The sequence below is a fragment of the Haematobacter sp. genome (assembly GCF_032102465.1).
Classification (GTDB): Bacteria; Pseudomonadota; Alphaproteobacteria; order Rhodobacterales; family Rhodobacteraceae; genus Haematobacter.
Genome location: NZ_DAMDHB010000018.1, coordinates 37,460 through 57,933 on the forward strand (window position 1 = coordinate 37,460; position 20,474 = coordinate 57,933).

A 20,474-nucleotide genomic window follows, 5' to 3' on the forward strand; every position below is an offset into this window, starting at 1 on the left:
CGCTTCTGCCTTTCTGCGGTCGTGGAACGGGCTGACCGGGACGGCAGGGGCGTCTCATCCGTCAGCGCGGCTCCACACAATCCTGTCAGGACAGGGCATATAGGGCGGAATCCCTCTCAGGGAAACCGGGGGGCTAGCCGAAAAGGTCACCCTGTGGCGCGGGGCGCACCTCCGTCCGCGGGGCTTCGAGCCCCAGATGCCGCCACGCCGCCTGCGCCAGCATCCGCCCGCGCGGCGTGCGCGCGATGAGCCCCTGCTGCAGCAGGTAGGGCTCCGTCACCTCCTCTATCGCATCGCGGGATTCCGACAGCGCGGCAGAGAGCGTCTCCACCCCCACCGGTCCGCCGCCGTAGCTTTCCGCGATGAGCCGGAGGTAGCGCCGGTCGCTGCCATCGAGCCCCAGCGCATCGACGCCAAGCCTGCTCAACGCCCCGTCCGCGAGCGGCTGGGTGATATGGCCGTTCCCCTCCACCAGCGCGAAATCCACCACGCGGCGCAGGAGCCGCCCGGCGATCCGGGGAGTGCCGCGGGCGCGGCGGGCGATCTCCCGCAGGCCGCCTTCCTCCGCCGTGATCCCCATGAGGCGCGCGCCGCGGGCGACGATCTGGAACAGCTCGTCCTCCGTGTAGAACTGGAGGCGTGTGGGAATGCCGAACCTGTCCCTGAGCGGCGTGGTGAGCAGTCCGAGCCGCGTCGTCGCCCCGACCAGCGTGAAGGGCGGCAGGTCGATCCGCACGGTGCGCGCGGCAGGCCCCTCCCCGATCACCAGGTCGAGGGCGAAATCCTCCAGCGCGGGATAGAGCACTTCCTCCACCACCGGCGAGAGGCGGTGGATCTCGTCGATGAACAGCACATCCCGGGGTTCGAGATTGGTCAGGATCGCGGCGAGATCCCCGGCTTTGGCCAGAACCGGGCCGGAGGTCATCCGGAACCCCACACCCAGTTCGCGCGCCATGATCTGGGCCAGCGTCGTCTTGCCCAGACCGGGGGGGCCGTGGAAGAGCGTATGGTCCATCGCCTCGCCCCGCATCCGGGCGGCTTCGATGAAGATGCGCAGGTTGGCGCGCGCCTCCGCCTGACCAATGAACTCGTCCAGAAGCTGCGGGCGAAGCGCCCGGTCGGTTTCGGAGCTGTCCTCCGGCAGCGGCTCTGGCCGCAGGGTGGGATCTGGCATGGACATGATGGCGCCTCTCGCCGGAACTTTCGCGGAACATTGCCCGGAAGGCAAGACTTTGCGGCCCTAGCCCTTCGGCGCGAGCAGTTTCAGGGCTGCGCGGATCAGGTCCGGCGTCGCGGCCTCCGGCGCACGGCCCGCAGCCTCCGCCACCGCCGCCGCCGCCTCCCCCTGCCCATAGCCGAGGTTCAGCAGCGCCGACAGCGCCTCCGCCGTCGCAGCCGCCGAGGGAGAGGGCGGAGGCGGCGGCGGCAGGTCCACCACCACGCCCTCCTCGGCCGTCAGGGGCGCCGCGACCGTCGGCCCCGGCCCGGCCCCGAGCGCCATGACGGCGGGAGCCTTGCCCTTCAGCTCATTCACCACGCGCTGCGCGATCTTCGGGCCGACACCGGGCGCCGCCTTCACCGTCGTCCAGTCGCCGAGCGCGATGGCGCGCGCCAGCCCCTCCGCCCCGAGGGTTCCCAGAATGGCCAGCGCCGCCTTGGCGCCGATACCCTGCACGGTCAGCAGCAGCCGGTGCCACTCCTTCTCCAGCAGCGTCGGAAAGCCGAAAAGCTGGAGCAGGTCCTCCCGCACCAGCAGTTCCGTCCAGAGCGCGGCAGCGCCGCCCACGGCGGGCAGCGCGGCCATCGTCCTGTCCGAGACGTAAACGACATAGCCCACGCCGCGCACGTCGATCACCACATGGTCCTGGCCCCGATGCACGACCAGCCCGGCCACGCGCCCGATCATTGCGCCCTCGCCAGCGCGGCGGCGAGTCGGCCTGCGGATTGCATGTGATGCGCATGACAGATCGCCACGGCCAGCGCATCCGCCGCATCCGGCCCGGCAATGGCGATGCCCGGCAGATGCAGCCGCACCATATGGTCGATCTGCCGCTTCTGCGCGTGCCCCACGCCCACGACCGTCTTCTTGACCGCGTTGGGGGCATATTCGCCCACCCGGATGCCCGCCTGCGCCGGGACGAGCAGGGCGATGCCCCGCGCCTGACCGAGCTTCAGCGTGGCCACGGCATCCTTGTTGACGAAGGTCTGCTCCACCGCCGCGGCCTCCGGCGCATGGGCGGCAAAGACGCGGGACAGCTGGGCGTGCAGGCTCATCAGCCGCATGGCGAGATCCTCCCCCTCAGAATGCAGGACGCCATTGGCGATATGGCTGAGTCGCGAGCCGCGCACCTCTATCACCCCCCAGCCGAGGTTTCGGAGGCCCGGATCTATCCCCATCACGCGCATTCCGACCTGTCCCGAGCATTCTGTTGTCTTTTTGCCTCGCTAGCACGAAAGGCGAACACCCGCCAGAACGATCGGGGCATCAGCGACAATCCCGCAAGGAAGTTGCGACTTCCCCCCACTTCCTCGAAGAAATCACCACAGACGCCGCGAGAAAATCAGCTTCATCGCAAGAACCCATTTTCATTGAATTTTTGTGAAAGAAGCCATGCGCGGCGCGCAAGAGCGCCATGACATCTGCGCCCGTTGAGTTCTCAAAATGCCCGCTCTAGATGCAACGCAGTCAAGATGATGCTCCCATAAAAAGCACTTTGTAAAGGATACCAAGATGGCTACGCTCGACACCAACCCGAGCCTCTCGGGCCGCTCGACCGAAGGCCGCGCCCCCCACCTGTTCTTCGGCGCCTTCAGCGCCCTGAAAAGCTGGAACGACGCGCGGCTGACCCGCAAGGCGCTCTCCCGCCTGTCGGACCGCGAACTCAACGACATCGGCCTGACCCGCGCCGATCTGGACGATATCGGCGCGCTCTTCCGCTGAGCCGCCGACCCGGTCCGCAACCGATGCGGGCCCGACGATTGCAAGGCCGCGTTCCCCGCACAGGGGCGCGGCCTTTCGCATTCTGGTTAGTTGCGCAGACAGATCACTTGCGCAGAACGAGCGTGGTCCAGTCGCCCAGTTCATCGCGCGCGGCAACGCCGAAGCCCTGCGCCTCATAGGCGGCGACGACATCATCGGCCTGCTGGTTCAGAATGCCCGACAGGATGACATAGCCGCCCTCCGCCACGTTCACGCCCATATCGGGCGCAAGTTCCACCAGCGGACCCTTGAGGATATTGGCAAAGACCAGATCGAAGGGCGCGCGGGCGGTGATCGCCGGATTGTCGAAACCCGCGGCCTCCACGCAGATCAACCGGTCGCCAAGGCCGTTCGCCTCCGCGTTCGCGGCAGCAACCTCCACCGCAACGACGTCGATATCGGAGGCGAGCACCGTGCCCGGCCAGAGGGAGGCCGCCGCCATGGCAAGAACCGCCGTGCCGCAGCCGATATCCGCCACGTTCCGCCCGACGAACCCCTCGTCCGCGAGCCTGTCGAGCGCCTTGAGGCACCCCAGCGTCGTGGCGTGGTGGCCGGTGCCGAAGGCCACCGCCGCCTCGATCAGCAGGGCCACGCGGCCATCGGGCACCTTGTCGGCGTCATGCGCGCCATAGACGAAGAAGCGCCCCGCCTCCACCGGATGCAGTTCGCGCCGAACCTTGGCGACCCAGTCGATCTCCGGCAGTTCGGAGACGGTGAAATCCTTGGCCGCATGAACGGCGGCGAGCAGCGCCAGCGCCACCTCGTCCGGCGGATCGAAGAAATAGGCGCCGACTTCCCACAGACCGGAGCCGTCCTCGATCTCGAAGGCGCCGACGCCGTAGGGCTCGGGCTCCAGATCCTCCAGCGCTTCGGCAAGCGCATCGGCAGGCTCGCGGCCGGGCAGCGTGGTCAGGGCGGCATAGGTGGGCATGTGGGCCTCCGGGCGTTTCCGGCCCCGCCTAAGCGGAGGCGCGGGAGGGGTCAAGGACGGAAAGGCTGATCTCCATGAGCCTGTCGGGCGGGAGCGCCGCGTCAAGCGTCGTGACGGGGCAGGCGAATGTCTCCAGCCAGGCCAGATGCCCCGCCAGCGACCGGCCCGTGAAGAAGGGATCGTCATAGCTTTCCGCCCAGGCGAGAAACTCCGCCGTCTCCGGGCAGTCGGCGGCATCGCCGTAGCGCAACCGCTCCCGCCGGCGGAGACGCTCCATCCGCTCTCCGGGGTCGAGGCGGAGGAAGATGACCGCCGTCACCCGTTCCCGCAGCCGGCCCTCCCACCGCATCGGCGCGCCGGACAGAACCCAGTCCCGCCGGGGCAGGAACATCGCCTCCATGAGCGCGAACCGCTCCGCAGGCGGGCGGGGTGTGCGAAAGGGGGGATCCGTGGGGTGCCAGTAGAAATCGTCGGTGTCGAAATGCTGGCTCGCAAGACGGATCGCCAGCAATCGTCCCAGCGTCGATGTCCCGGTCCCGGAGGCTCCCGTCACCAGGATGCGGCAGGGGGGAACGTGGCGGGACGCGCCGATCGGAACCTGTCCGGGAAAGGCCGTCTGCGGTGCCGGGGCGGAGGGGTGCCCGTAGCGATCTCCGCCGGTCCTGTCCTTGGCAGACGGGCCGTCCGCCTCCGGCGTGCCGCCGTCCTGTCCTTCGGCTCTCTCGCTCACCGCGCCCTCCGCTTGCGATCCCGTTGCCAGCCCCGGTCCCCCGGAGCCGGCTTTGCCGCAGGCGTCGCGGTCAGGTCGCCGCGCCGATCCCGACCGGGCAGGTGACGCCGGTGCCCCCGATGCCGCAATAGCCCGCAGGGTTCTTTGCCAGATACTGCTGGTGGTAATCCTCTGCCGGATAATAGGCGGGCGCGGGCAGGATTTCCGTGGTGATGGCGCCATAGCCCGCAGCCTTCAGCCGCGGCGCAAAGGCGGCCAGCGAGGCTTCCGCAGCCGCGCGCTGCGCCTCATCGGTCCAGTAGATCGCGGAGCGGTACTGCGTGCCGACATCGTTGCCCTGCCGCATGCCCTGCGTGGGGTTGTGGTTCTCCCAAAAGACCTTCAGCAGATCCTCATAGCTGACCATGGCCGGATCATAGACGACGCGGACCACCTCGTTATGGCCGGTCATGCCGGAGCAGACCTCCTGATAGGTCGGGTTGGGCGTCACGCCGCCTGCATAGCCGACGGAGGTGGACCACACTCCCGGCACCTTCCAGAAGATACGTTCCACACCCCAGAAACAGCCCATGCCGAAGATCGCCACCTGCATCCCCTCCGGCATGTCCCAGAGAGAGCGGCCGGACACGAAATGCGTCTCGGCGGTGGGAATGGGATGGGTGCGGCCGGGAAGCGCCTCGTCACGCGTGGGAAGCGCCAGTTTCTTGCCGGGGAAGGTGAACATGCTCGGTCCTCCTGTGAGTGGAGAGAATATAGGAAACCTGCGGCCAACCCCAAGTAATCGCGGGGGCAAGGTGGCATGTTCCAGCCTAGTAGAAGCTCTGCGGGTCGATGTCGATGGTTACCCGGAGGTGACCGGGCACACGAAGCTGCGAGATCCATTCGGAGATCGCGCCCTGAAGGCCCACGCCCTTGCCCGCCTTCACCAGCAGACGCACCCTGTGGCGGCCCCTGACGCGCGCGATCGGTGCCGGGGCCGGGCCATAGACCTGCGCCCCCACGCGGCGGAGCGGCTGGTCCCGCCGCGCGAGTTCGGCGCCGAAGTCGAACGCCTCCGCAACATCGGGGGAGGACAGGATGATCCCCGCCATGCGCCCGTAGGGCGGCACCCCCGCCGCGCGGCGCTCCTCCGCCTCGGCCCGCCAGAAACCCTCCTCATCGCCCGAAAGGATCGCGCGGATCACCGGATGCTCGGGCTGGAAGGACTGGAGCAGCGCCAGCCCCTGACGCCCCTCCGCCCGGCCCGCCCGGCCCGCCACCTGCCGCATGAGCTGAAACGTGCGTTCCGCCGCGCGCAGATCGGAGCCTTTCAGCCCCAGATCGGTGTCGATCACGCCGACCAGCGTCAGAAGCGGGAAGTTGTGGCCCTTGGCGACGAGCTGCGTGCCGATGATGATGTCGGCGCCGCCCTCCGCGATCTCTTCTATCCGCGCCTTCAGCGCGCGCGCGGAGCCGAAAAGGTCGGAGGACAGCACGGCGATCCGGCGGCCCGGAAATAGCGCCTCCACCTCCTCCGCCAGCCGCTCCACCCCCGGCCCGACGGGGGCGAGCTTGCCCTCCACCCCGCAGGAGGGGCAGGCGGTGGGGATCGGCTTCGTCTCGCCACATTGATGGCAGACGAGCCGCTTCTGGAACCGGTGTTCCACCATCCGGGCGTCGCAGTGGTCGCAGCCGATCTGGTGCCCGCAGGCCCGGCAGACGGTCAGCGGCGCATAGCCCCGCCGGTTGAGGAACAGCAGCGCCTGCTCCCCCGCCTCCACCCGCGCCGACACGGCGGCGGCAAGCGTGGGGGAGATCCAGCGGTTGGAGGGAACATCCTCGTCGCGCATGTCGATGGCCCGCATCTCGGGCAATTCCGCGGCACCATAGCGCGCGGCAAGGTCGATCCGCGCGTATTTCCCCGCCTCCGCATTGGCCCAGCTTTCGAGCGACGGCGTGGCGGAAGCCAGAATGACCTGCGCCGAGCAGAGCGAGGCCCGCAGCACCGCCATGTCGCGCGCATTGTAGAGGATCCCCTCCTCCTGCTTGTAGGAGGTATCGTGCTCCTCATCGACAACGATCAGCCCCAGATCGCGGAAGGGCAGGAACAGCGCGGACCGTGCGCCGACGACGAACTGCGCTTCGCCCCTGCTCACCGCGCGCCAGAGGCGGCGGCGTTCGGTCTGGGTGGCGCCGGAATGCCACTCCGCAGGCCGCGCGCCGAAGCGCGCCTCCACCCGCTTGAGGAATTCCGCCGTCAGCGCGATCTCCGGCAGCAGCACAAGCGCCTGCCGCCCGGCGCGCAGACATTCGGCCACGGCCTCCAGATAAACCTCCGTCTTGCCCGAACCGGTGACGCCCTTCAGCAGCGTCGTGCCATAACGGCCAGAGGCCACGCCCTCCCGGAGCCGCGCCGCGGCGGCGGCCTGATCCTCCGTCAGCGCATGACCGGCGCGGGCGGGGTCGAGCCGCGGATAGGGCTGGTCGCGGGGGGCCTCCTGCTCCAGCAGCACAGCCTGCGCCACGAGGCCCTTCACCACGCCGGAGGAAACCCCGGCCAGCCCCGCCAGCTCGGCGGGCGTGAAGCCCGGATCGCCATATTCGTCCAGGATGTCCAGAACCCGCGCCCGGGCCTCCGTCATCCGGTCCGGCTCCCGCCCGCCCCGCAGCAGGATGCGCCGCGTCGCGGGCGGCGCGCCAAGCCCCGGCGCCCGCGTGGCGAGCCGGAGCATGAGCGCGAGCGGCGTCAGCGTGTATTGCGCGCCGCGCTCCAGAAACTGGCGCATCGTCTCCGCCATGGGCTCCGCATCCAGAACGCGGGTGACGGGGCGGAGCCGGGCCGCGTCGAAGTCGCCGTCTCCCGACCCCCAGACCACGCCCAGCACCTGCCGCGGACCGAGCGGAACCTGCACGAAATCCCCCTCCGCGCAGCCGCCCTCCGGCGCCAGATAGTCCAGCCGCCGGTCGAGCGCCGTGGTCACGACGCCGACGCGCGCGCCCGCCGGATAGTGGCCGGGGGCGGCTGACGCGGCAACGGGGGTGTGAAACAGGTCAGTCATGCACTTTCCGCCCGCCTCCCGGTGGGGTATGACGGCCTCCAATCCCTTTCACGAACAGGACACCCGTGATGAAGTTCTTCGTCGACACCGCCGATGTCGCGGCCATCGCCGAGCTGAACGAGCTTGGCATGGTCGACGGCGTCACCACCAACCCGTCGCTCATCCTGAAATCCGGCCGCAACATCCTTGAAGTCACCAAGGAGATCTGCGGCATCGTTTCCGGCCCGGTCTCCGCCGAAGTCGTGGCGCAGGACGCCGACGACATGATCGCGGAGGGCCGCAAGCTCGCCGAAATCGCGCCGAACATCACGGTCAAGGTGCCGCTGACCTGGGCGGGCCTGAAGGCCTGCAAGGTGCTGTCGGACGAAGGGTTCATGGTCAACGTGACGCTCTGCTTCTCCCCCAACCAGGCGCTGATCGCCGCCAAGGCCGGGGCCACTTTCATCTCGCCCTTCATCGGGCGCCTGGACGATATAAACATCGACGGCCTGGATCTCATCGCCGACATCCGGCACATATATGACAACTACGGGTTCGAGACGCAAATCCTGGCCGCGTCCATCCGCACCGTGAACCATATCACCGAATGCGCGAAGATCGGGGCCGATGTCATCACCGCGCCCCCCGCCGTCATCAAGGCGCTGGCCAGCCATCCGCTGACCGAAAAGGGCCTCGACCAGTTCAACAAGGACTGGGCGGCGACGGGGCAGAAGATCCTCTGACCCGTTTCGACCCCTGGCTGGCGCGTTGGGGGCTGATCCCCGACGGGCCGGTAACGGACACTCCCGGCGCACGGCTCCTGCCCGTGCGGCACCTCGGCCGGCCCGCGATGCTGAAGGTCACGCGGTCGGACGAGGAGCGCGCGGGGTATCCGCTGATGGTCTGGTGGCACGGTGAAGGCGCGGCCCGCGTGCTGGCCTGCGAGGGCGATGCGCTGCTGATGGCGCGGGCCACGGGGCCACGGTCGCTCCTCCACATGTCCCGGACGGGAGAGGATGCCGCGGCGACGGCGGCGCTCTGCGCGGTGCTCGCCCGTCTTCACCGCCCCCGCGCCGGGGCGCCGCCGCTCGCCCCGCTGGAGACGTGGTTTGCCAGTCTGTGGCGCTTTGCCGCCGATCCGAGACTGGCCCGCGGGACCGAGATCGCACGGCAGGCGCTGGCCGACCAGCAGGAGCGCCTGCCGCTCCACGGCGATCTGCATCACGGCAACGTGCTCGACTTCGGCGGGGAGGGTTGGCTCGCCATCGACCCGAAGGGGATCGAAGGCGACAGGGCGTTCGACCATGTCCGGCTTTTCACCAATCCCGATCTTGCCGAGCCCCGCCACCCCGTCGCGCTGATGCCGGGCGTCTTTGAGGCGCGTCTGGCCATCGTCGCCCGTGACGCCGGGATCGACCGTCCCCGCCTGCTCCGCTGGATCGTGGCGGGAACGGCTCTGTCCGCGGCGTGGCTGCTGGAGGACGGCGCGGATGCCACGCTCACTCTGGCCGTAATGTCACGCGCGCTGGAAGAATTGGACGGGGGCTGACCGCCCGCGTTGCCGCCTTCCCGCCGCCCCGCCATAGTCGGGACAAAAATCGAGAGGGCAGCCATGGCGGACAATACGGCACAGGAACTGCGCGAACGTATTCTTGCGGAACCGGAACTCATTCTCGAAGACAGGGATCTGATGCGCGCCCTCATCGCGGCGAATGACCGCGCGCTCGGCCCCAATGTGATAGACCTGCGCAGCGTCGCGATGGAGCGGCTCGAATCCGAACTCGACCGGCTGGAGGATACCCACCGGCACGTCATCGCCGCCGCCTATGACAACCTCGCCGGCACCCGGATCGTGCAGCGCGCCGTGCTGAAGCTTCTGGAGCCTGTGGATTTCGCCGAATTTCTCGCCATGCTGCAGGATGAGGCGCGGCAAATCCTGCGCCTCGACAGCGTGCGCCTGGTGATCGAGGCGGAGGTGGAGGCGGAAACCGCCGGCCCCCTTCCCGTCCTGAAGATCGCGCCCGCGGGCTTCTGCGACGCCTATGTCTCCACCGGGCGGCGGGGGCGGGCCAAGCCGGTCACGCTCCGCCCCCTTCAGGATTCGGGCGAGCTTTATGACGATGCCGCCATCCTGTCCGAAGCGCTGCTGCTGCTGGATCTCGGCCCCGGACGGCTGCCGGGGCTGCTGGCGCTCGGTTCCTCCGACGCCAACCACTTCCGTTCGAGCCACGGCACGGAGCTTCTCACCTTTCTCGCTGGGGCCTTTGAGCGGATGATGCGCCGCTGGCTGGCATGAGCCTGCTTTCCCCGGCGGTCAGGGACGCGCTGGAGCAATGGCTGACCCGGCTCCGCGCGGTGGAGGGTGCGGCGGAAAACACGGTGATCGCCTATCGCAGCGATGTCGTGGGGTTTCTCACGTTCCTCTCCACCCATCATGGCGGCGCAGCGGGTCTGGCTCCCCTCGCCCGCATTACAGGCTCCGACATGCGGGCCTGGATGGCGCATGAGCGCGGGCGCGGCCTGTCGGCGCGGTCGCTTGCCCGTGCGCTCACGGCGGTCAAGACCTTCTACGGCTGGCTGGCGGAACGCGAGGGGTTCGAGCCGACCGCCGTCCTCAGCATCCGCCCGCCCCGCTTCAAGGCCCGCCTGCCCCGCCCGTTGAGCGAGGAGGCCGCGCTTTCCGTCATCGACCGGGTGGAGCTTCAGCACGAGGAGCCGTGGCTCGGCGCCCGCGACGCCGCCGTGGTGACGCTGCTCTACGGCTGCGGCCTGCGGATTTCCGAAGCGCTGTCCCTGCGTCGTCGCGACGCCCCGCTGGGTGAGACGCTGCGCGTCATCGGCAAGGGCAACAAGGAGCGTCTCGTTCCCGTGCTGCCCGCCGCACGGCAGGCGGTCGCGGATTACGTCGCCCTGCTTCCCTTCGCCGTCCCGGCGGAGGAGCCGCTGTTCCGGGGCGCGCGCGGCGGTCCGCTCAACCCCGGCCTGATCGCCCGTGCGATGGAGCGGGTCAGGAGCCAGATGGGCCTGCCCGCGACCGCCACCCCCCATGCGCTCCGCCACTCCTTCGCCACGCATCTTCTGAACGCGGGAGGCGACCTCCGGGCGATACAGGAACTGCTGGGCCACGCTTCGCTTTCCACCACGCAGGTCTATACCGCCGTTGATGCACGGCGGCTGATGGAGGTCTACGAGAACACCCACCCGCGGGCATGACCGGCGGAGATCGCTTCAAGACTCATCCTTACCGCAGTGATGCAGAACCGAACCCCCTCCTGAGGTCACTTTCAGACCCCATCACGCAACGATGGGGCGCATAGCCCGCGGAAAAGCAAATTCCGCTGCACCTCGCAGGAGCAGGGGTTTGGCACACTCTCGGCGGAAAACGGGCGGGGCGCGGGCAGCGCGGCGGCGGGATTGAACGGAAGACAAGTGTCGGCGGCAATCTGGGGCCACGGTTGCAGGCAATGCGGCGGGCCTGTCCGATGCCCGGCTCTCCCCCCTGCGGGGGCTCCCGCCTGCCTCCATGATTGCAGGGCCAGACAGGGCGATCGGGCGGTCCGGTAACCCTCGCGCGCGTCCCCGGCGTTGCGCCCGAGGGAAATATGGGCGATGACCGGGGGGAACGTCACGGGATTGCCATGATCACCACCGCTCGCGCCTATCTGGTCCATATCTTCACCGCCACTGGGGCGATCTGGGCGACGCTGGCCATGCTTGCCGCCGTCGATCACAAGTGGGACACGATGTTCCTGTGGCTGGTCGTCGCCTTCATCGTGGACGGAATCGACGGCCCGCTGGCCCGCCGTTACGACGTGCGGGAAAAGGCGCCGATCATAGATGGGGTGCTGCTCGACCTCATCATCGACTACCTGACCTATGTGTTCATCCCGGCCTATGCGCTCTTTGCCTCCGGGATCCTGCCCGGATGGACAGGCTGGTGCGCGATACTGGTCATCAACTTCGCCTCCGTGCTCTATTTCGCGGACAGCCGGATGAAGACCAAGGACAATTCCTTTTCCGGCTTCCCGGCCTGCTGGAACATGGTGGTGCTCGTGTTCTTTGCGCTGAAGCCGGATTTCTGGATCGTGCTTGCCATCGTCATAGCCTTGGCGGTGCTGATGTTCGCGCCGCTGAAATTCGTCCATCCCATGCGCACGAAGCGCTGGTCTGCCCTGACGCGCCCGGTGGCGTTTCTCTGGGTGGCGCTGGCCGGGTGGAGCGCCTGGGTGGATTTCTGGCCCTCTGGCGTCGTGCAATGGGGGCTGGCGATCACGACGATCTATCTCGTCCTCGCGGGGATCGTGCAGCAGATGACCGAAAGGCCCGGGCGCTTCTCGCCGCCCTGACAGGGCCCTGACAGGCGCCGTTGACGGGATATGGAAAAGGGCGCGAACCGCGCCCTTTTTCTTTTAACCGAGTATCTTTTACCTGAGTATCTTTTACCCAGGCGCCGCCCGCTTCAGGCAAGCACGCCATCGCAGCGGGCACAGGTGCCCGGGTGCTTGTGGGTGCCGACATCGGGCAGGATCTTCCAGCAGCGTTCGCATTTGCCGCCGTCCGCATGTTCAAAGACCACGCCCACGCCTTCGATCTCCGGCAGGCGGAACGCCTCGGCCGGGATCGGATCGGTCGTCAGCCAGATTTCCGAGGTGATGCAGACATCCGCGAATTCGACGCCCTTCAGCGCCTCCTGCATGTCCGGGTTGCGCACATGGACGACGGGAGCGGCCTCCAGGCTGGAGCCGATTACCTTCTCCTGCCGCTGGATCTCCAGCGCTGCCGTCACCACCCGGCGCACGCGGCGGATCTCCTCCCATTTGCGGGCGAGCGCGGCATCCTGCCAGTCCGCAGGCGTCTCGGGGAAGTCCTCCAGATGAACGGAAGACTCCTCGCCCGGATAGCGCGACAGCCAGACATCCTCCATCGTGAACGCCAGCACCGGGGCGAGCCATGTCACCAGCCGGTGGAACAGCATGTCGAGCACCGTGCGGGCCGCGCGCCGGCGCAGGCTGTCCACGTCATCGCAGTAGAGCACGTCCTTGCGGATATCGAAGTAGAAGGCCGACAGATCGACGGTGCAGAACTGGAACAGCTTCTGGAACACACCCTGGAAGTCATAGGCGTCATAGCCGCGCCGGACCTCGCCATCCAGCTCGGCCAAACGGTGCAGCACCCAGCGTTCCAGCTCCGGCATATCCTCCGCCGCGATGCGTTCCGCCTCGTCCCAGCCGTCGAGATTGCCGAGCATGAAGCGCATGGTGTTGCGCAGGCGGCGATAGCTGTCGGCGGTGCCCTTCAGGATTTCCTTGCCGATCCGCTGGTCCACCGTGAAATCGGACTGCGCCACCCAGAGCCGCAGGATGTCCGCCCCGTATTCCTTGATGACCTCCGCCGGCACCACGGTATTGCCGAGCGACTTGGACATCTTCATGCCCTTCTCGTCCAGCGTGAAGCCGTGGGTCAGCACGCCGCGGTAGGGCGCGCGCCCGATGGTGCCGCAGGCCTGCAGCATGGAGGAGTGGAACCAGCCGCGATGCTGGTCCGTGCCCTCCAGATACAGATCCGCGATGCCGTCCGGCGTGCCGTCGGGCCGGTCGCGCAGCACGAAGGCATGGGTGGATCCGCTGTCGAACCACACGTCCAGCACGTCCCTGACCTGATCGTAGGCGGCGGGATCGTAAAGGCCGTCCAGCACCTTTTCCTTGAACCCGTCCTCGAACCATACATCCGCGCCGTCGGCCTCGAAGGCCGCGACGATCCGGGCGTTCACCTCCGCGTCGCGGAGCAGGAAATCGGCGTCTGTAGGTTTCCCGCCCCGTTTCACGAAGCAGGTGAGCGGCACCCCCCAGGCGCGCTGGCGCGACAGAACCCAGTCGGGCCGCGTCTCCATCATGGAATGCAGCCGGTTGCGCCCCGACACGGGCGTAAACGCCACCAAGTCCTCGATGGAGGTCAGCGCGCGCTGGCGGATCGTGTCGCCATAGGTGGCCATGCCATCGTCCAGCGGCTTGTCGATCGCCACGAACCATTGCGGCGTGTTGCGGTAGATGACCGGGGCCTTGGAGCGCCAGCTATGCGGATAGGAGTGCTTGATCCGGCCCCGCGCGATCAGGGCGCCCGCCTCGACCAGCCGGTCGATGACGGCCTTGTTCGCACCGCCCTCCTTGCCCTTCGGCGTGATGATGAACTCCCCGGCGAACAGCGGCAGGTCGGCCCGGTAGGAGCCGTCCTCCATCACGTTGTAGGTCATCGGAAGGCCGAACTTCAGCCCGAGCTGATAGTCGTCGTCGCCGTGGCTGGGCGCGGTATGGACAAAGCCCGTGCCGGCATCGTCGGTGACGTGATCGCCCGGCAGCATGGGCACGTCATAGTCCCACTCGCCTTCGCCGCCCTCCACACCGCGGAGCGGATGGGACAGGATCAGCCCGCCCAGCTCCTCCGCCGTCACGTCGCGCAGCCGCTCCGCCCGGTCGATCCGCGCGGCGGTGAACACGCTGTCCGCCAGCTTGTCGGCCAGCAGCAGACGGTCGCCGGGTTTCGCCCAGTTGTCCTCGGCGGCTTCCTTCACTTCGTAAAGGCCGTAGGAGATCTCAGGGCTGAAGGCCACGGCGCGGTTCTGCGGGATCGTCCAGGGCGTCGTCGTCCAGATCACCACCGCCGCCGAGAGAAGGCCGGTGTCCATGCAGCCGTCCCCCTCCGGGAAGCTGCCGGCCGCGACCACCGGGAACTTTACCCAGATCGTGTGCGAGGTGTGATCGTGATACTCGATCTCCGCCTCGGCCAGCGCGGTCTTTTCGACCGGTGACCACATGACCGGCTTCGACCCCTGATAGACCGAGCCGTTCATGACGAACTTCATGTATTCGTCGGCGATCACGGCTTCGGCGTGATAGGCCATGGTCAGGTAGGGATCGGCCCAGTTGCCGGTGATGCCGAGGCGCTTGAACTCCTCCCGCTGGATATCGACCCAGCCTTCGGCGAAGCGGCGGCATTCGCGGCGGAAGTCCACCACGGGCACGTCGTCCTTGTTCAGACCCTTGGCGCGGTACTGTTCCTCGATCTTCCATTCGATCGGCAGGCCGTGACAGTCCCAGCCGGGGACGTAGCGGCTGTCCTTGCCCATCATCTGCTGGGAGCGGACGATGAAGTCCTTCAGCGTCTTGTTCAGCGCGTGGCCGATATGCAGATGCCCGTTCGCATAGGGAGGGCCGTCATGCAGCACGAAGGACGCGCGCCCCGTCTTTTCCCGCAGACGGTCGTAGATACCGATCCGCTCCCACCGGGCCAGCCATTCCGGCTCCCGCGCGGGCAGGCCCGCACGCATGGGGAATTCGGTCTTCGGCAGGAAGACGGTGTCGCGGTAGTCCACGGTATCGGCAGGCGTATCGGTCATCGGAACGGTCCGGTCAGAGGAGGGAATGTCGGCGCGGGTCGGAAAACCCATGTCCCCGGCGTCTCTGAAAGGTCAGAGAGCCGGGCCGGTAATTCGGAAATTGCGTGCCAGCGTCGCGTTCATTGGGCGCTTATAGAGCCGCTCACCCGTCCCGTCCACACCCGGCTTGCGGGTCACCTGCGGTCGAACAAGCCGGTCAGGGCGCGGCTCACGAGGTTAGCCACCTTGGGACGCGGCGCGCGGCGGAAGGGCAGCGGGCGGCAGACCTCCATCGCCGCGACGCCGACCCGCGCGGTGAGGGAGCCGTTCACCACCCCCTCGCCGAAGCGGCGCGACAGCTTGGACAGAAGCCCCCCGCCGACCAGCGGCTCGATCAGATCGTCGCCCGCCGCGACCGCGCCGGTGGCAACCAGATGGGTCAGAACGGTGCGCAGCAGCCGCCAGCTGCCGAAAAAGCCGGTCCGCCCGCCGTAGATCTCCGCGATGCGGCGGATCATCCGCAGGTTTGCGGCCAGCGCCGTCAGCACATCCGCCAGCGCCAGCGGGACGAAGGCGGTGACCACGGCCACCTGCCGCGCCGCGCCCTCCACCTCCCGCCGGGCGGCGATGTCGAGGGGGGCCAGCACCTCGACCTCCGCCAGATCGATGAGGCCGTCGCCGTCCAGCAGTTCCTCCCGCCGCGCGGCATACCGCTCCCGCCCCCAGCGGAGCTCGGGGCGGCCCGCGTAAAGCGCCACCACGTCATCGGCCACCTTGCGCGCGGCGGACAGGTCGCCCGAGGCCAGCGCCTTCTCCACCTCCACCTTCACGTGGTCGAGACGGGCGAGACGCAGATAGGCGACCCATTCCTTGCCGATGAGCAGCAGCAGCGCGAGACAGAACAGCCCGACCAGCACCAGCGCGATGGTGCCGAGCGTCGGGTTCCGCTGGATAAGGCCGGTGATGTAATCCCATGTGGCGAGCGTCACGACAAAGCCGATCAGCGCGACCAGCACCGCCCAGAAGAACTTCGCCAGGCGGGAAGGACGGCTGGAGGCCAGCACCGCCATCGTCCGCATCGCCTGCCCGGTGGGAAGGTCGGCGTCCGGGTCGTCCATGATCGGCGGGGCGGAGGCGGGCGTGACCTCCGGCCGGTCGTCGTCGGCATATTCGATCAGCACGCCCTTGCGTGGGGTCTCGCTCACAGCCGGTCTCCGATCAGGAACTCCGCCGCGCGGTCAAGGCGGATATGGGGCGGCCCCTCGCCGGGGCGCAGATGCAGCTGGGGGGGCGCGAAGTTCATGATCTCGTAATCCGCATCCAGCCATTTCTTCACCCCCTCCCGCGCGGGGGACAGCAGGCGGGCGGGGTCGTCGGGCAGTTCGCCGGGGTAATAGGCCGCCTGCCGCCCGGAGCCGAGCAGCGTTCCCCGCACGGCGTCCAGCATCTGGCCGCGCCAGTCGATCTGCTCCTCCACCGTCGCGCGGATGGAGGCGATGGACATGGCCGCGGTCCGGGCACCGGAGAAATCCGCCCGGTCCCGTGCCTCCCGCACGAGGGCCTCCATGATGGCGGTGAGCCTCGGGTGCTGGGAATGGTGAAGGTGATCCGCCTTTGTGGCGGCGAACAGGATCCGCTCCACCCGCCTGCCGCCCAGCATGGAGGTAAGCCAGCGGTTCCGTCCCGGCCGGAAAGCGCCGAGGATGTCGGCCAGCGCCTGCCGCAGATCCTCCACCGCGGGCGGGCCGGAATGGATCGCGCCAAGCGCATCGACCAGCACCACCTGCCGGTCGATCCGGGCGAAATGGTCGCGGAAGAAGGGCTTCACCACCTCCCGCTTGTAGGCATCGAACCGGCGTTCGCATTCGCGCCAAAGGCTGCCCCGCGCGGGCTTCTCCGGCGGGCGGAGGGGGGCAAAGGTCAGCACCGGGGAGCCGGCCATCTCTCCCGGCAGCAGGAAGCGGCCCGGCGTGCAGTCGGAAAAGCCCGCCTCCCGCGCGGTATGGAGATAGGCGGTGAAGGCCTCGGCCAGCGTCTTTATCGTCGGCTCGTCGAACTTCCCGCCTGCATCGGTGTCATCAAGGAGGGCAAGGAAGGCACGACCCTCCTCCCGCGTCTCCAGCCGCCGCAGGGTTTCCGCGGACCAGTCGGCATAGGTCTTTTCCATCAACCCAAGGTCCAGCAGCCATTCGCCGGGGTAATCCACGATGTCCAGATGCACCGTCCGCGGTCCTGACACGGCGCCCAGCAAACCCGTGGGCTGCACCCGGAAGGACAGGCGGAGCTGGGAGATGGAGCGCGTCGACTCCGGCCAGCGGGGATTGTCACCGCTCAGCGCGGCAAGATGCGATTCATAGTCGAACCGCGGGAGCGTGTCATCGGGCTGCGGCTGAAGCCAGGCCGCCTTGATCGCCCCCGAAGCGGCGGGGGAGAATTGCGGCATCCGCCCGCGATCCATCAGGTTCGCCACCAGCGAGGTAATGAACACCGTCTTGCCCGAACGCGCGAGCCCGGTGACGCCCAGACGGATCACGGGCTCGAAAAACGCCTCCGACACGGTCGCGCCCAGGGTTTCGACGCTCCGCGAGACGCCATCCGCAATCCTGCCAAGAACCAACTGCCGCTCCCTTTCGCGTGTTCTGCAAACATAGGGCCGGATCGGGGCGCTGTGTAGGGCTTGCGAAACGCGCCGCTTGGGGTCACATGGCGACCATGCCACGCTATGCCCTGAAAATCGAATATGATGGCGCGCCTTTCGCCGGGTGGCAGCGCCAGTCCGGCCAGCCGTCGGTGCAGCAGGCGGTGGAAACCGCTCTCCGCCGGCTGGAGGCGGAGGCGCCGGGCATCGGCGCGGCGGGGCGGACGGATTCCGGCGTCCATGCCACAGGCCAGGTGGCCCATTGCGACCTTGCGCGCGCCTGGCAGCCGTTCCGGCTGATGGAGGCGCTGAACCACCATCTGAAGCCTGATCCCGTGGCGGTGGTGGCCGTCGCGGAGGTGGCCGGAGATTTCCACGCCCGCTTCTCCGCGCTGGAGCGGCGCTACACCTTTCGCCTCGTCTCGCGGCGGGCGCCCGTCACCCATGACGCGGGGCTGGTCTGGCAGGTGCGGCAGACGCTGGACGCAGAGGCGATGCGGGCGGGCGCGGCGCGGCTTGTTGGCCGGCATGACTTCACCACCTTCCGCTCCACGCTCTGCCAGGCGAACTCTCCCGTCAAGACGCTGGACCGGTTCGATCTGGAAGTGCTGCCCTATCCCGGCGGCACGGAATACCGTTTCCATCTTCGCGCAAGGAGCTTCCTGCACAATCAGGTCCGTTCCATGGTTGGCACGCTGGAACGCGTGGGGGCGGGCGGGTGGACGCCGGAGGATGTGACGCGCGCGCTGGAGGCGCGGGACAGGGCCGCCTGCGGTCCGGTCTCTCCGCCGCAGGGGCTTTACCTCACCGGTGTGGAATATCCGCTGGATCCCTTCGGCTGAACGAAAAGGCGCGGCGACCGGAGCCGCCGCGCCTTCTGTCCGAACTGGCGGACCTTATTGGTAGTCGCGGTCCGAGAAGATATCCCGCTTGTGCGTGTTCGGCACGAAGATCGCCCCGATCACCACCGTCATCAGCGCCACGACGATGGCATACCACAGACCGGAGTAGATGTTTCCGCTCTGGGCGCTGATCGCGAAGGCCGTCGCAGGCAGCAGCCCCCCGAACCAGCCGTTGCCGATGTGATACGGCAGCGACATGCCGGAATAGCGGATGCGTGTCGGGAAAAGTTCGACCAGCGCCGCCGCGATCGGGCCATAGACCATCGTTACAAGAACGATGAGATAGGTCAGGATAAGCACGAGCGTGAGCTTCTGCGCCGTGAAGATGTCGAAGAAATGCGCAGCCTTCGCGACGGTCGTATTCTCTGCGGCCGTCAGCGGATAGCCCGCGCCGCGCAGCGCGGTATTCACCGCCGTCTCGAACGCCTTCTTCTGCTCCGCCGCATCCGGGGCGGAGGCGTCATACGACGCGATCACCGTCCCGCCGATATCCACCGTGGCGAGCGTGTTGGCCGGCGCATCCACCGTCGAATAGTTGACGGAGTTCTTCGCCAGCATCGCCTTGGCCACGTCGCAGGACGAGGTGAACTTGGCGGTGCCGGTCGGGTTGAACTGGAACGAGCAGTCGTCGGGCGAGGCCGTCACCGTGACCGGGGTTTCCTGCGCGGCATAGAGCGCGGGGTTCGCGGTCTTGCTCAGGAATTCGAACACCGGGAAATAGGTGATCGCCGCGATCAGGCAGCCGCCCAGAATGATCGGCTTGCGCCCGATGCGGTCGGAGAGCGACCCGAAGAACACGAAGCCCGCCGTGCCGAGGATCAGCGACCAGGCCACCAGCACGTTGGACGTGAAGGTATCGACCTTGACCACGTTGTTGATGAAGAACAGCGCGTAGAACTGCCCGGAATACCACACCACCGCCTGACCCGCCGTCAGACCCAGCAGTGCGATCAGCGCGACCTTGCCGTTCTTCCAGTTGCCGAATGCCTCGCGCATCGGAGCCTTGGAGGCGCGGCCCTCCTCCTTCATCTTCTTGAAGGCGGGGCTTTCTTCCATCTGGAGCCGGATATAGAGCGAGATGCCCAGCAGCAGGATGGAGGCAAGGAACGGAATCCGCCAGCCCCAGGCGCGGAACGGGTCGAGCATGACCTGCACGCCGTCGGCGTTCAGGACGGGCTGGCCGTTCATCACCTGCGGCACCGCGGCGAAGTTGTTGTTCACGATGCTCTGGGTAATCAGGATCACGATGAGCGACAGCAGCAGACCGAGCGTCGCAGTCGTCTGAATCCAGCTCGTGTAGAAGCCCCTGCGCCCCTGCGGCGCGTGTTCGGCCACATAGACGGCCGCCCCGCCATATTCGCCGCCCAGCGCCAGGCCCTGAAGCATGCGCAGGGCGATGAGGATGATCGGCGCGGCCGCGCCGATCGACTCATAGCCCGGCAGCACGCCCACGATGAAGGTTGAAATCCCCATGATGAGGATCGTCATCAGGAAGGTATATTTCCGCCCGATCATGTCGCCGAGCGAGCCGAAGACCAGCGCACCGAAGGGCCGCACGATGAAGCCCGCCGCAAAGGCCAGCAGTGCGAACACGTTCCGCGTCGCCTCCGGGAAGGCGGAAAAGAACTGTGCCCCGATGATCGCCGCCAGCGACCCGTAAAGATAGAAGTCATACCATTCGAAGATCGTCCCGGCGGAAGAAGCCAGAATGACCTTCTTCTCCTCCCGCGTCATGGGACGGGCGCGCTCGCGCACCGTGGTATCTGCCATCGCCATCTGTATCCTCCTCCGTGGCATGCAGAATTCATCGGAGACATGCGTCCCCAGACCATCGCGGCGCTGCCGCGACGGGGAGATCCCTGTCCCTTCTTGCTCATCAGGTTGCCGGCGAAACCGCCACCCTC

18 protein-coding genes are annotated in these 20,474 nt (G+C 67.8%); 7 read left to right on the plus strand and 11 right to left on the minus strand.

Features of this window, described 5'->3' with window-relative positions; genetic code table 11:
• Positions 1-133: 133 nt before the first annotated feature.
• From ruvB to ruvC, 3 genes are read right to left on the minus strand one after another with little or no spacing between them, the layout of a single operon-like run.
• Complete coding sequence (ruvB, locus tag RT513_RS12515) at positions 134-1,180, minus strand: Holliday junction branch migration DNA helicase RuvB (RefSeq protein WP_088215732.1); 1,047 nt, start codon at positions 1,178-1,180, stop codon at positions 134-136.
• 60 nt (positions 1,181-1,240) lie between these two features.
• Positions 1,241-1,906 (minus strand): Holliday junction branch migration protein RuvA, encoded by a 666-nt coding sequence (gene ruvA, locus RT513_RS12520; protein ID WP_313534102.1) that lies wholly within the window; start codon positions 1,904-1,906, stop codon positions 1,241-1,243.
• Positions 1,903-2,406: a crossover junction endodeoxyribonuclease RuvC gene (ruvC, locus tag RT513_RS12525; RefSeq protein WP_088215730.1), complete on the minus strand. Its 504-nt coding sequence runs from the start codon at positions 2,404-2,406 to the stop codon at positions 1,903-1,905. The genes ruvA and ruvC overlap by 4 nt, the downstream gene beginning before the upstream one ends.
• 325 nt (positions 2,407-2,731) lie before the next feature.
• Between ruvC and RT513_RS12530 the strand changes: the two genes are divergently transcribed.
• Positions 2,732-2,941 carry a DUF1127 domain-containing protein gene (locus RT513_RS12530; RefSeq protein WP_088215729.1) on the plus strand — a complete coding sequence of 70 codons (210 nt, stop codon included), beginning with the start codon at positions 2,732-2,734 and terminating at the stop codon, positions 2,939-2,941.
• Positions 2,942-3,044: 103 nt separating this feature from the next.
• Here the strand turns inward: RT513_RS12530 and RT513_RS12535 are convergent, their stop codons facing one another.
• From RT513_RS12535 to RT513_RS12550, 4 genes are all read right to left on the minus strand, one after another.
• Entirely contained in the window at positions 3,045-3,911 is an 867-nt protein-coding gene (locus RT513_RS12535; RefSeq protein WP_290687463.1) for a 50S ribosomal protein L11 methyltransferase, read from the minus strand.
• 28 nt (positions 3,912-3,939) lie between these two features.
• Positions 3,940-4,641 carry an AAA family ATPase gene (locus RT513_RS12540; RefSeq protein WP_290687462.1) on the minus strand — a complete coding sequence of 234 codons (702 nt, stop codon included), beginning with the start codon at positions 4,639-4,641 and terminating at the stop codon, positions 3,940-3,942.
• A 70-nt stretch (positions 4,642-4,711) separates the two neighbouring features.
• Entirely contained in the window at positions 4,712-5,365 is a 654-nt protein-coding gene (gene msrA / locus RT513_RS12545; RefSeq protein WP_088215727.1) for a peptide-methionine (S)-S-oxide reductase MsrA, read from the minus strand.
• Positions 5,366-5,450: 85 nt separating this feature from the next.
• Positions 5,451-7,679, minus strand: coding sequence for a primosomal protein N' (locus RT513_RS12550; protein ID WP_290687460.1), 2,229 nt, complete (start codon positions 7,677-7,679; stop codon positions 5,451-5,453).
• 68 nt (positions 7,680-7,747) lie between these two features.
• Here RT513_RS12550 and fsa point away from each other — a divergent pair, with 68 nt between their 5' ends.
• From fsa to RT513_RS12575, 5 genes are all read left to right on the plus strand, one after another.
• Positions 7,748-8,401: a fructose-6-phosphate aldolase gene (fsa, locus tag RT513_RS12555; RefSeq protein WP_035707584.1), complete on the plus strand. Its 654-nt coding sequence runs from the start codon at positions 7,748-7,750 to the stop codon at positions 8,399-8,401.
• Complete coding sequence (locus RT513_RS12560; RefSeq protein ID WP_409518416.1) at positions 8,398-9,207, plus strand: aminoglycoside phosphotransferase family protein; 810 nt, start codon at positions 8,398-8,400, stop codon at positions 9,205-9,207. Before fsa ends, RT513_RS12560 begins: the two co-directional genes overlap by 4 nt.
• Positions 9,208-9,270: 63 nt before the next feature.
• Entirely contained in the window at positions 9,271-9,954 is a 684-nt protein-coding gene (locus RT513_RS12565) for a DUF484 family protein (protein WP_290687456.1), read from the plus strand.
• Positions 9,951-10,871 carry a tyrosine recombinase XerC gene (locus tag RT513_RS12570; RefSeq protein ID WP_088215724.1) on the plus strand — a complete coding sequence of 307 codons (921 nt, stop codon included), beginning with the start codon at positions 9,951-9,953 and terminating at the stop codon, positions 10,869-10,871. The genes RT513_RS12565 and RT513_RS12570 overlap by 4 nt, the downstream gene beginning before the upstream one ends.
• A gap of 425 nt (positions 10,872-11,296) precedes the next feature.
• A complete protein-coding gene (locus RT513_RS12575) occupies positions 11,297-12,004 on the plus strand; it encodes a CDP-alcohol phosphatidyltransferase family protein (protein WP_088215851.1) in 708 nt (235 codons plus the stop codon).
• Positions 12,005-12,117: 113 nt separating this feature from the next.
• On the opposite strand, the gene ileS is transcribed toward RT513_RS12575, so the two are convergent.
• The 3 genes from ileS to RT513_RS12590 form a co-directional block, all read right to left on the minus strand.
• Complete coding sequence (gene ileS, locus RT513_RS12580; protein WP_290687471.1) at positions 12,118-15,051, minus strand: isoleucine--tRNA ligase; 2,934 nt, start codon at positions 15,049-15,051, stop codon at positions 12,118-12,120.
• Between the two features lie 173 nt (positions 15,052-15,224).
• Positions 15,225-16,235, minus strand: coding sequence for a YcjF family protein (locus tag RT513_RS12585; protein ID WP_088215723.1), 1,011 nt, complete (start codon positions 16,233-16,235; stop codon positions 15,225-15,227).
• Entirely contained in the window at positions 16,232-17,647 is a 1,416-nt protein-coding gene (locus RT513_RS12590) for a YcjX family protein (RefSeq protein ID WP_088215722.1), read from the minus strand. The genes RT513_RS12585 and RT513_RS12590 overlap by 4 nt, the downstream gene beginning before the upstream one ends.
• 95 nt (positions 17,648-17,742) lie before the next feature.
• Here RT513_RS12590 and truA point away from each other — a divergent pair, with 95 nt between their 5' ends.
• Positions 17,743-18,510: a tRNA pseudouridine(38-40) synthase TruA gene (truA, locus tag RT513_RS12595; protein WP_290687469.1), complete on the plus strand. Its 768-nt coding sequence runs from the start codon at positions 17,743-17,745 to the stop codon at positions 18,508-18,510.
• A 54-nt stretch (positions 18,511-18,564) separates the two neighbouring features.
• Here the strand turns inward: truA and RT513_RS12600 are convergent, their stop codons facing one another.
• Positions 18,565-20,346, minus strand: coding sequence for an MFS transporter (locus RT513_RS12600; protein WP_256947324.1), 1,782 nt, complete (start codon positions 20,344-20,346; stop codon positions 18,565-18,567).
• Positions 20,347-20,474 lie beyond the last annotated feature (128 nt).

What these genes read in the sequence shown, in the direction of transcription:
- RT513_RS12530 (WP_088215729.1), top strand. Translation starts at nt 2,732, where the DNA reads ATGGCTACGCTCGACACCAACCCGAGCCTCTCGGGCCGCTCGACCGAA.
- ileS (WP_290687471.1), bottom strand. Translation starts at nt 15,051, where the DNA reads ATGACCGATACGCCTGCCGATACCGTGGACTACCGCGACACCGTCTTC.
- ruvA (WP_313534102.1), bottom strand. Translation starts at nt 1,906, where the DNA reads ATGATCGGGCGCGTGGCCGGGCTGGTCGTGCATCGGGGCCAGGACCAT.
- RT513_RS12600 (WP_256947324.1), bottom strand. Translation starts at nt 20,346, where the DNA reads ATGGCGATGGCAGATACCACGGTGCGCGAGCGCGCCCGTCCCATGACG.
- msrA (WP_088215727.1), bottom strand. Translation starts at nt 5,365, where the DNA reads ATGTTCACCTTCCCCGGCAAGAAACTGGCGCTTCCCACGCGTGACGAG.
- RT513_RS12535 (WP_290687463.1), bottom strand. Translation starts at nt 3,911, where the DNA reads ATGCCCACCTATGCCGCCCTGACCACGCTGCCCGGCCGCGAGCCTGCC.
- ruvC (WP_088215730.1), bottom strand. Translation starts at nt 2,406, where the DNA reads ATGCGCGTGATGGGGATAGATCCGGGCCTCCGAAACCTCGGCTGGGGG.
- truA (WP_290687469.1), top strand. Translation starts at nt 17,743, where the DNA reads ATGCCACGCTATGCCCTGAAAATCGAATATGATGGCGCGCCTTTCGCC.
- ruvB (WP_088215732.1), bottom strand. Translation starts at nt 1,180, where the DNA reads ATGTCCATGCCAGATCCCACCCTGCGGCCAGAGCCGCTGCCGGAGGAC.
- RT513_RS12570 (WP_088215724.1), top strand. Translation starts at nt 9,951, where the DNA reads ATGAGCCTGCTTTCCCCGGCGGTCAGGGACGCGCTGGAGCAATGGCTG.
- fsa (WP_035707584.1), top strand. Translation starts at nt 7,748, where the DNA reads ATGAAGTTCTTCGTCGACACCGCCGATGTCGCGGCCATCGCCGAGCTG.
- RT513_RS12575 (WP_088215851.1), top strand. Translation starts at nt 11,297, where the DNA reads ATGATCACCACCGCTCGCGCCTATCTGGTCCATATCTTCACCGCCACT.
- RT513_RS12550 (WP_290687460.1), bottom strand. Translation starts at nt 7,679, where the DNA reads ATGACTGACCTGTTTCACACCCCCGTTGCCGCGTCAGCCGCCCCCGGC.
- RT513_RS12565 (WP_290687456.1), top strand. Translation starts at nt 9,271, where the DNA reads ATGGCGGACAATACGGCACAGGAACTGCGCGAACGTATTCTTGCGGAA.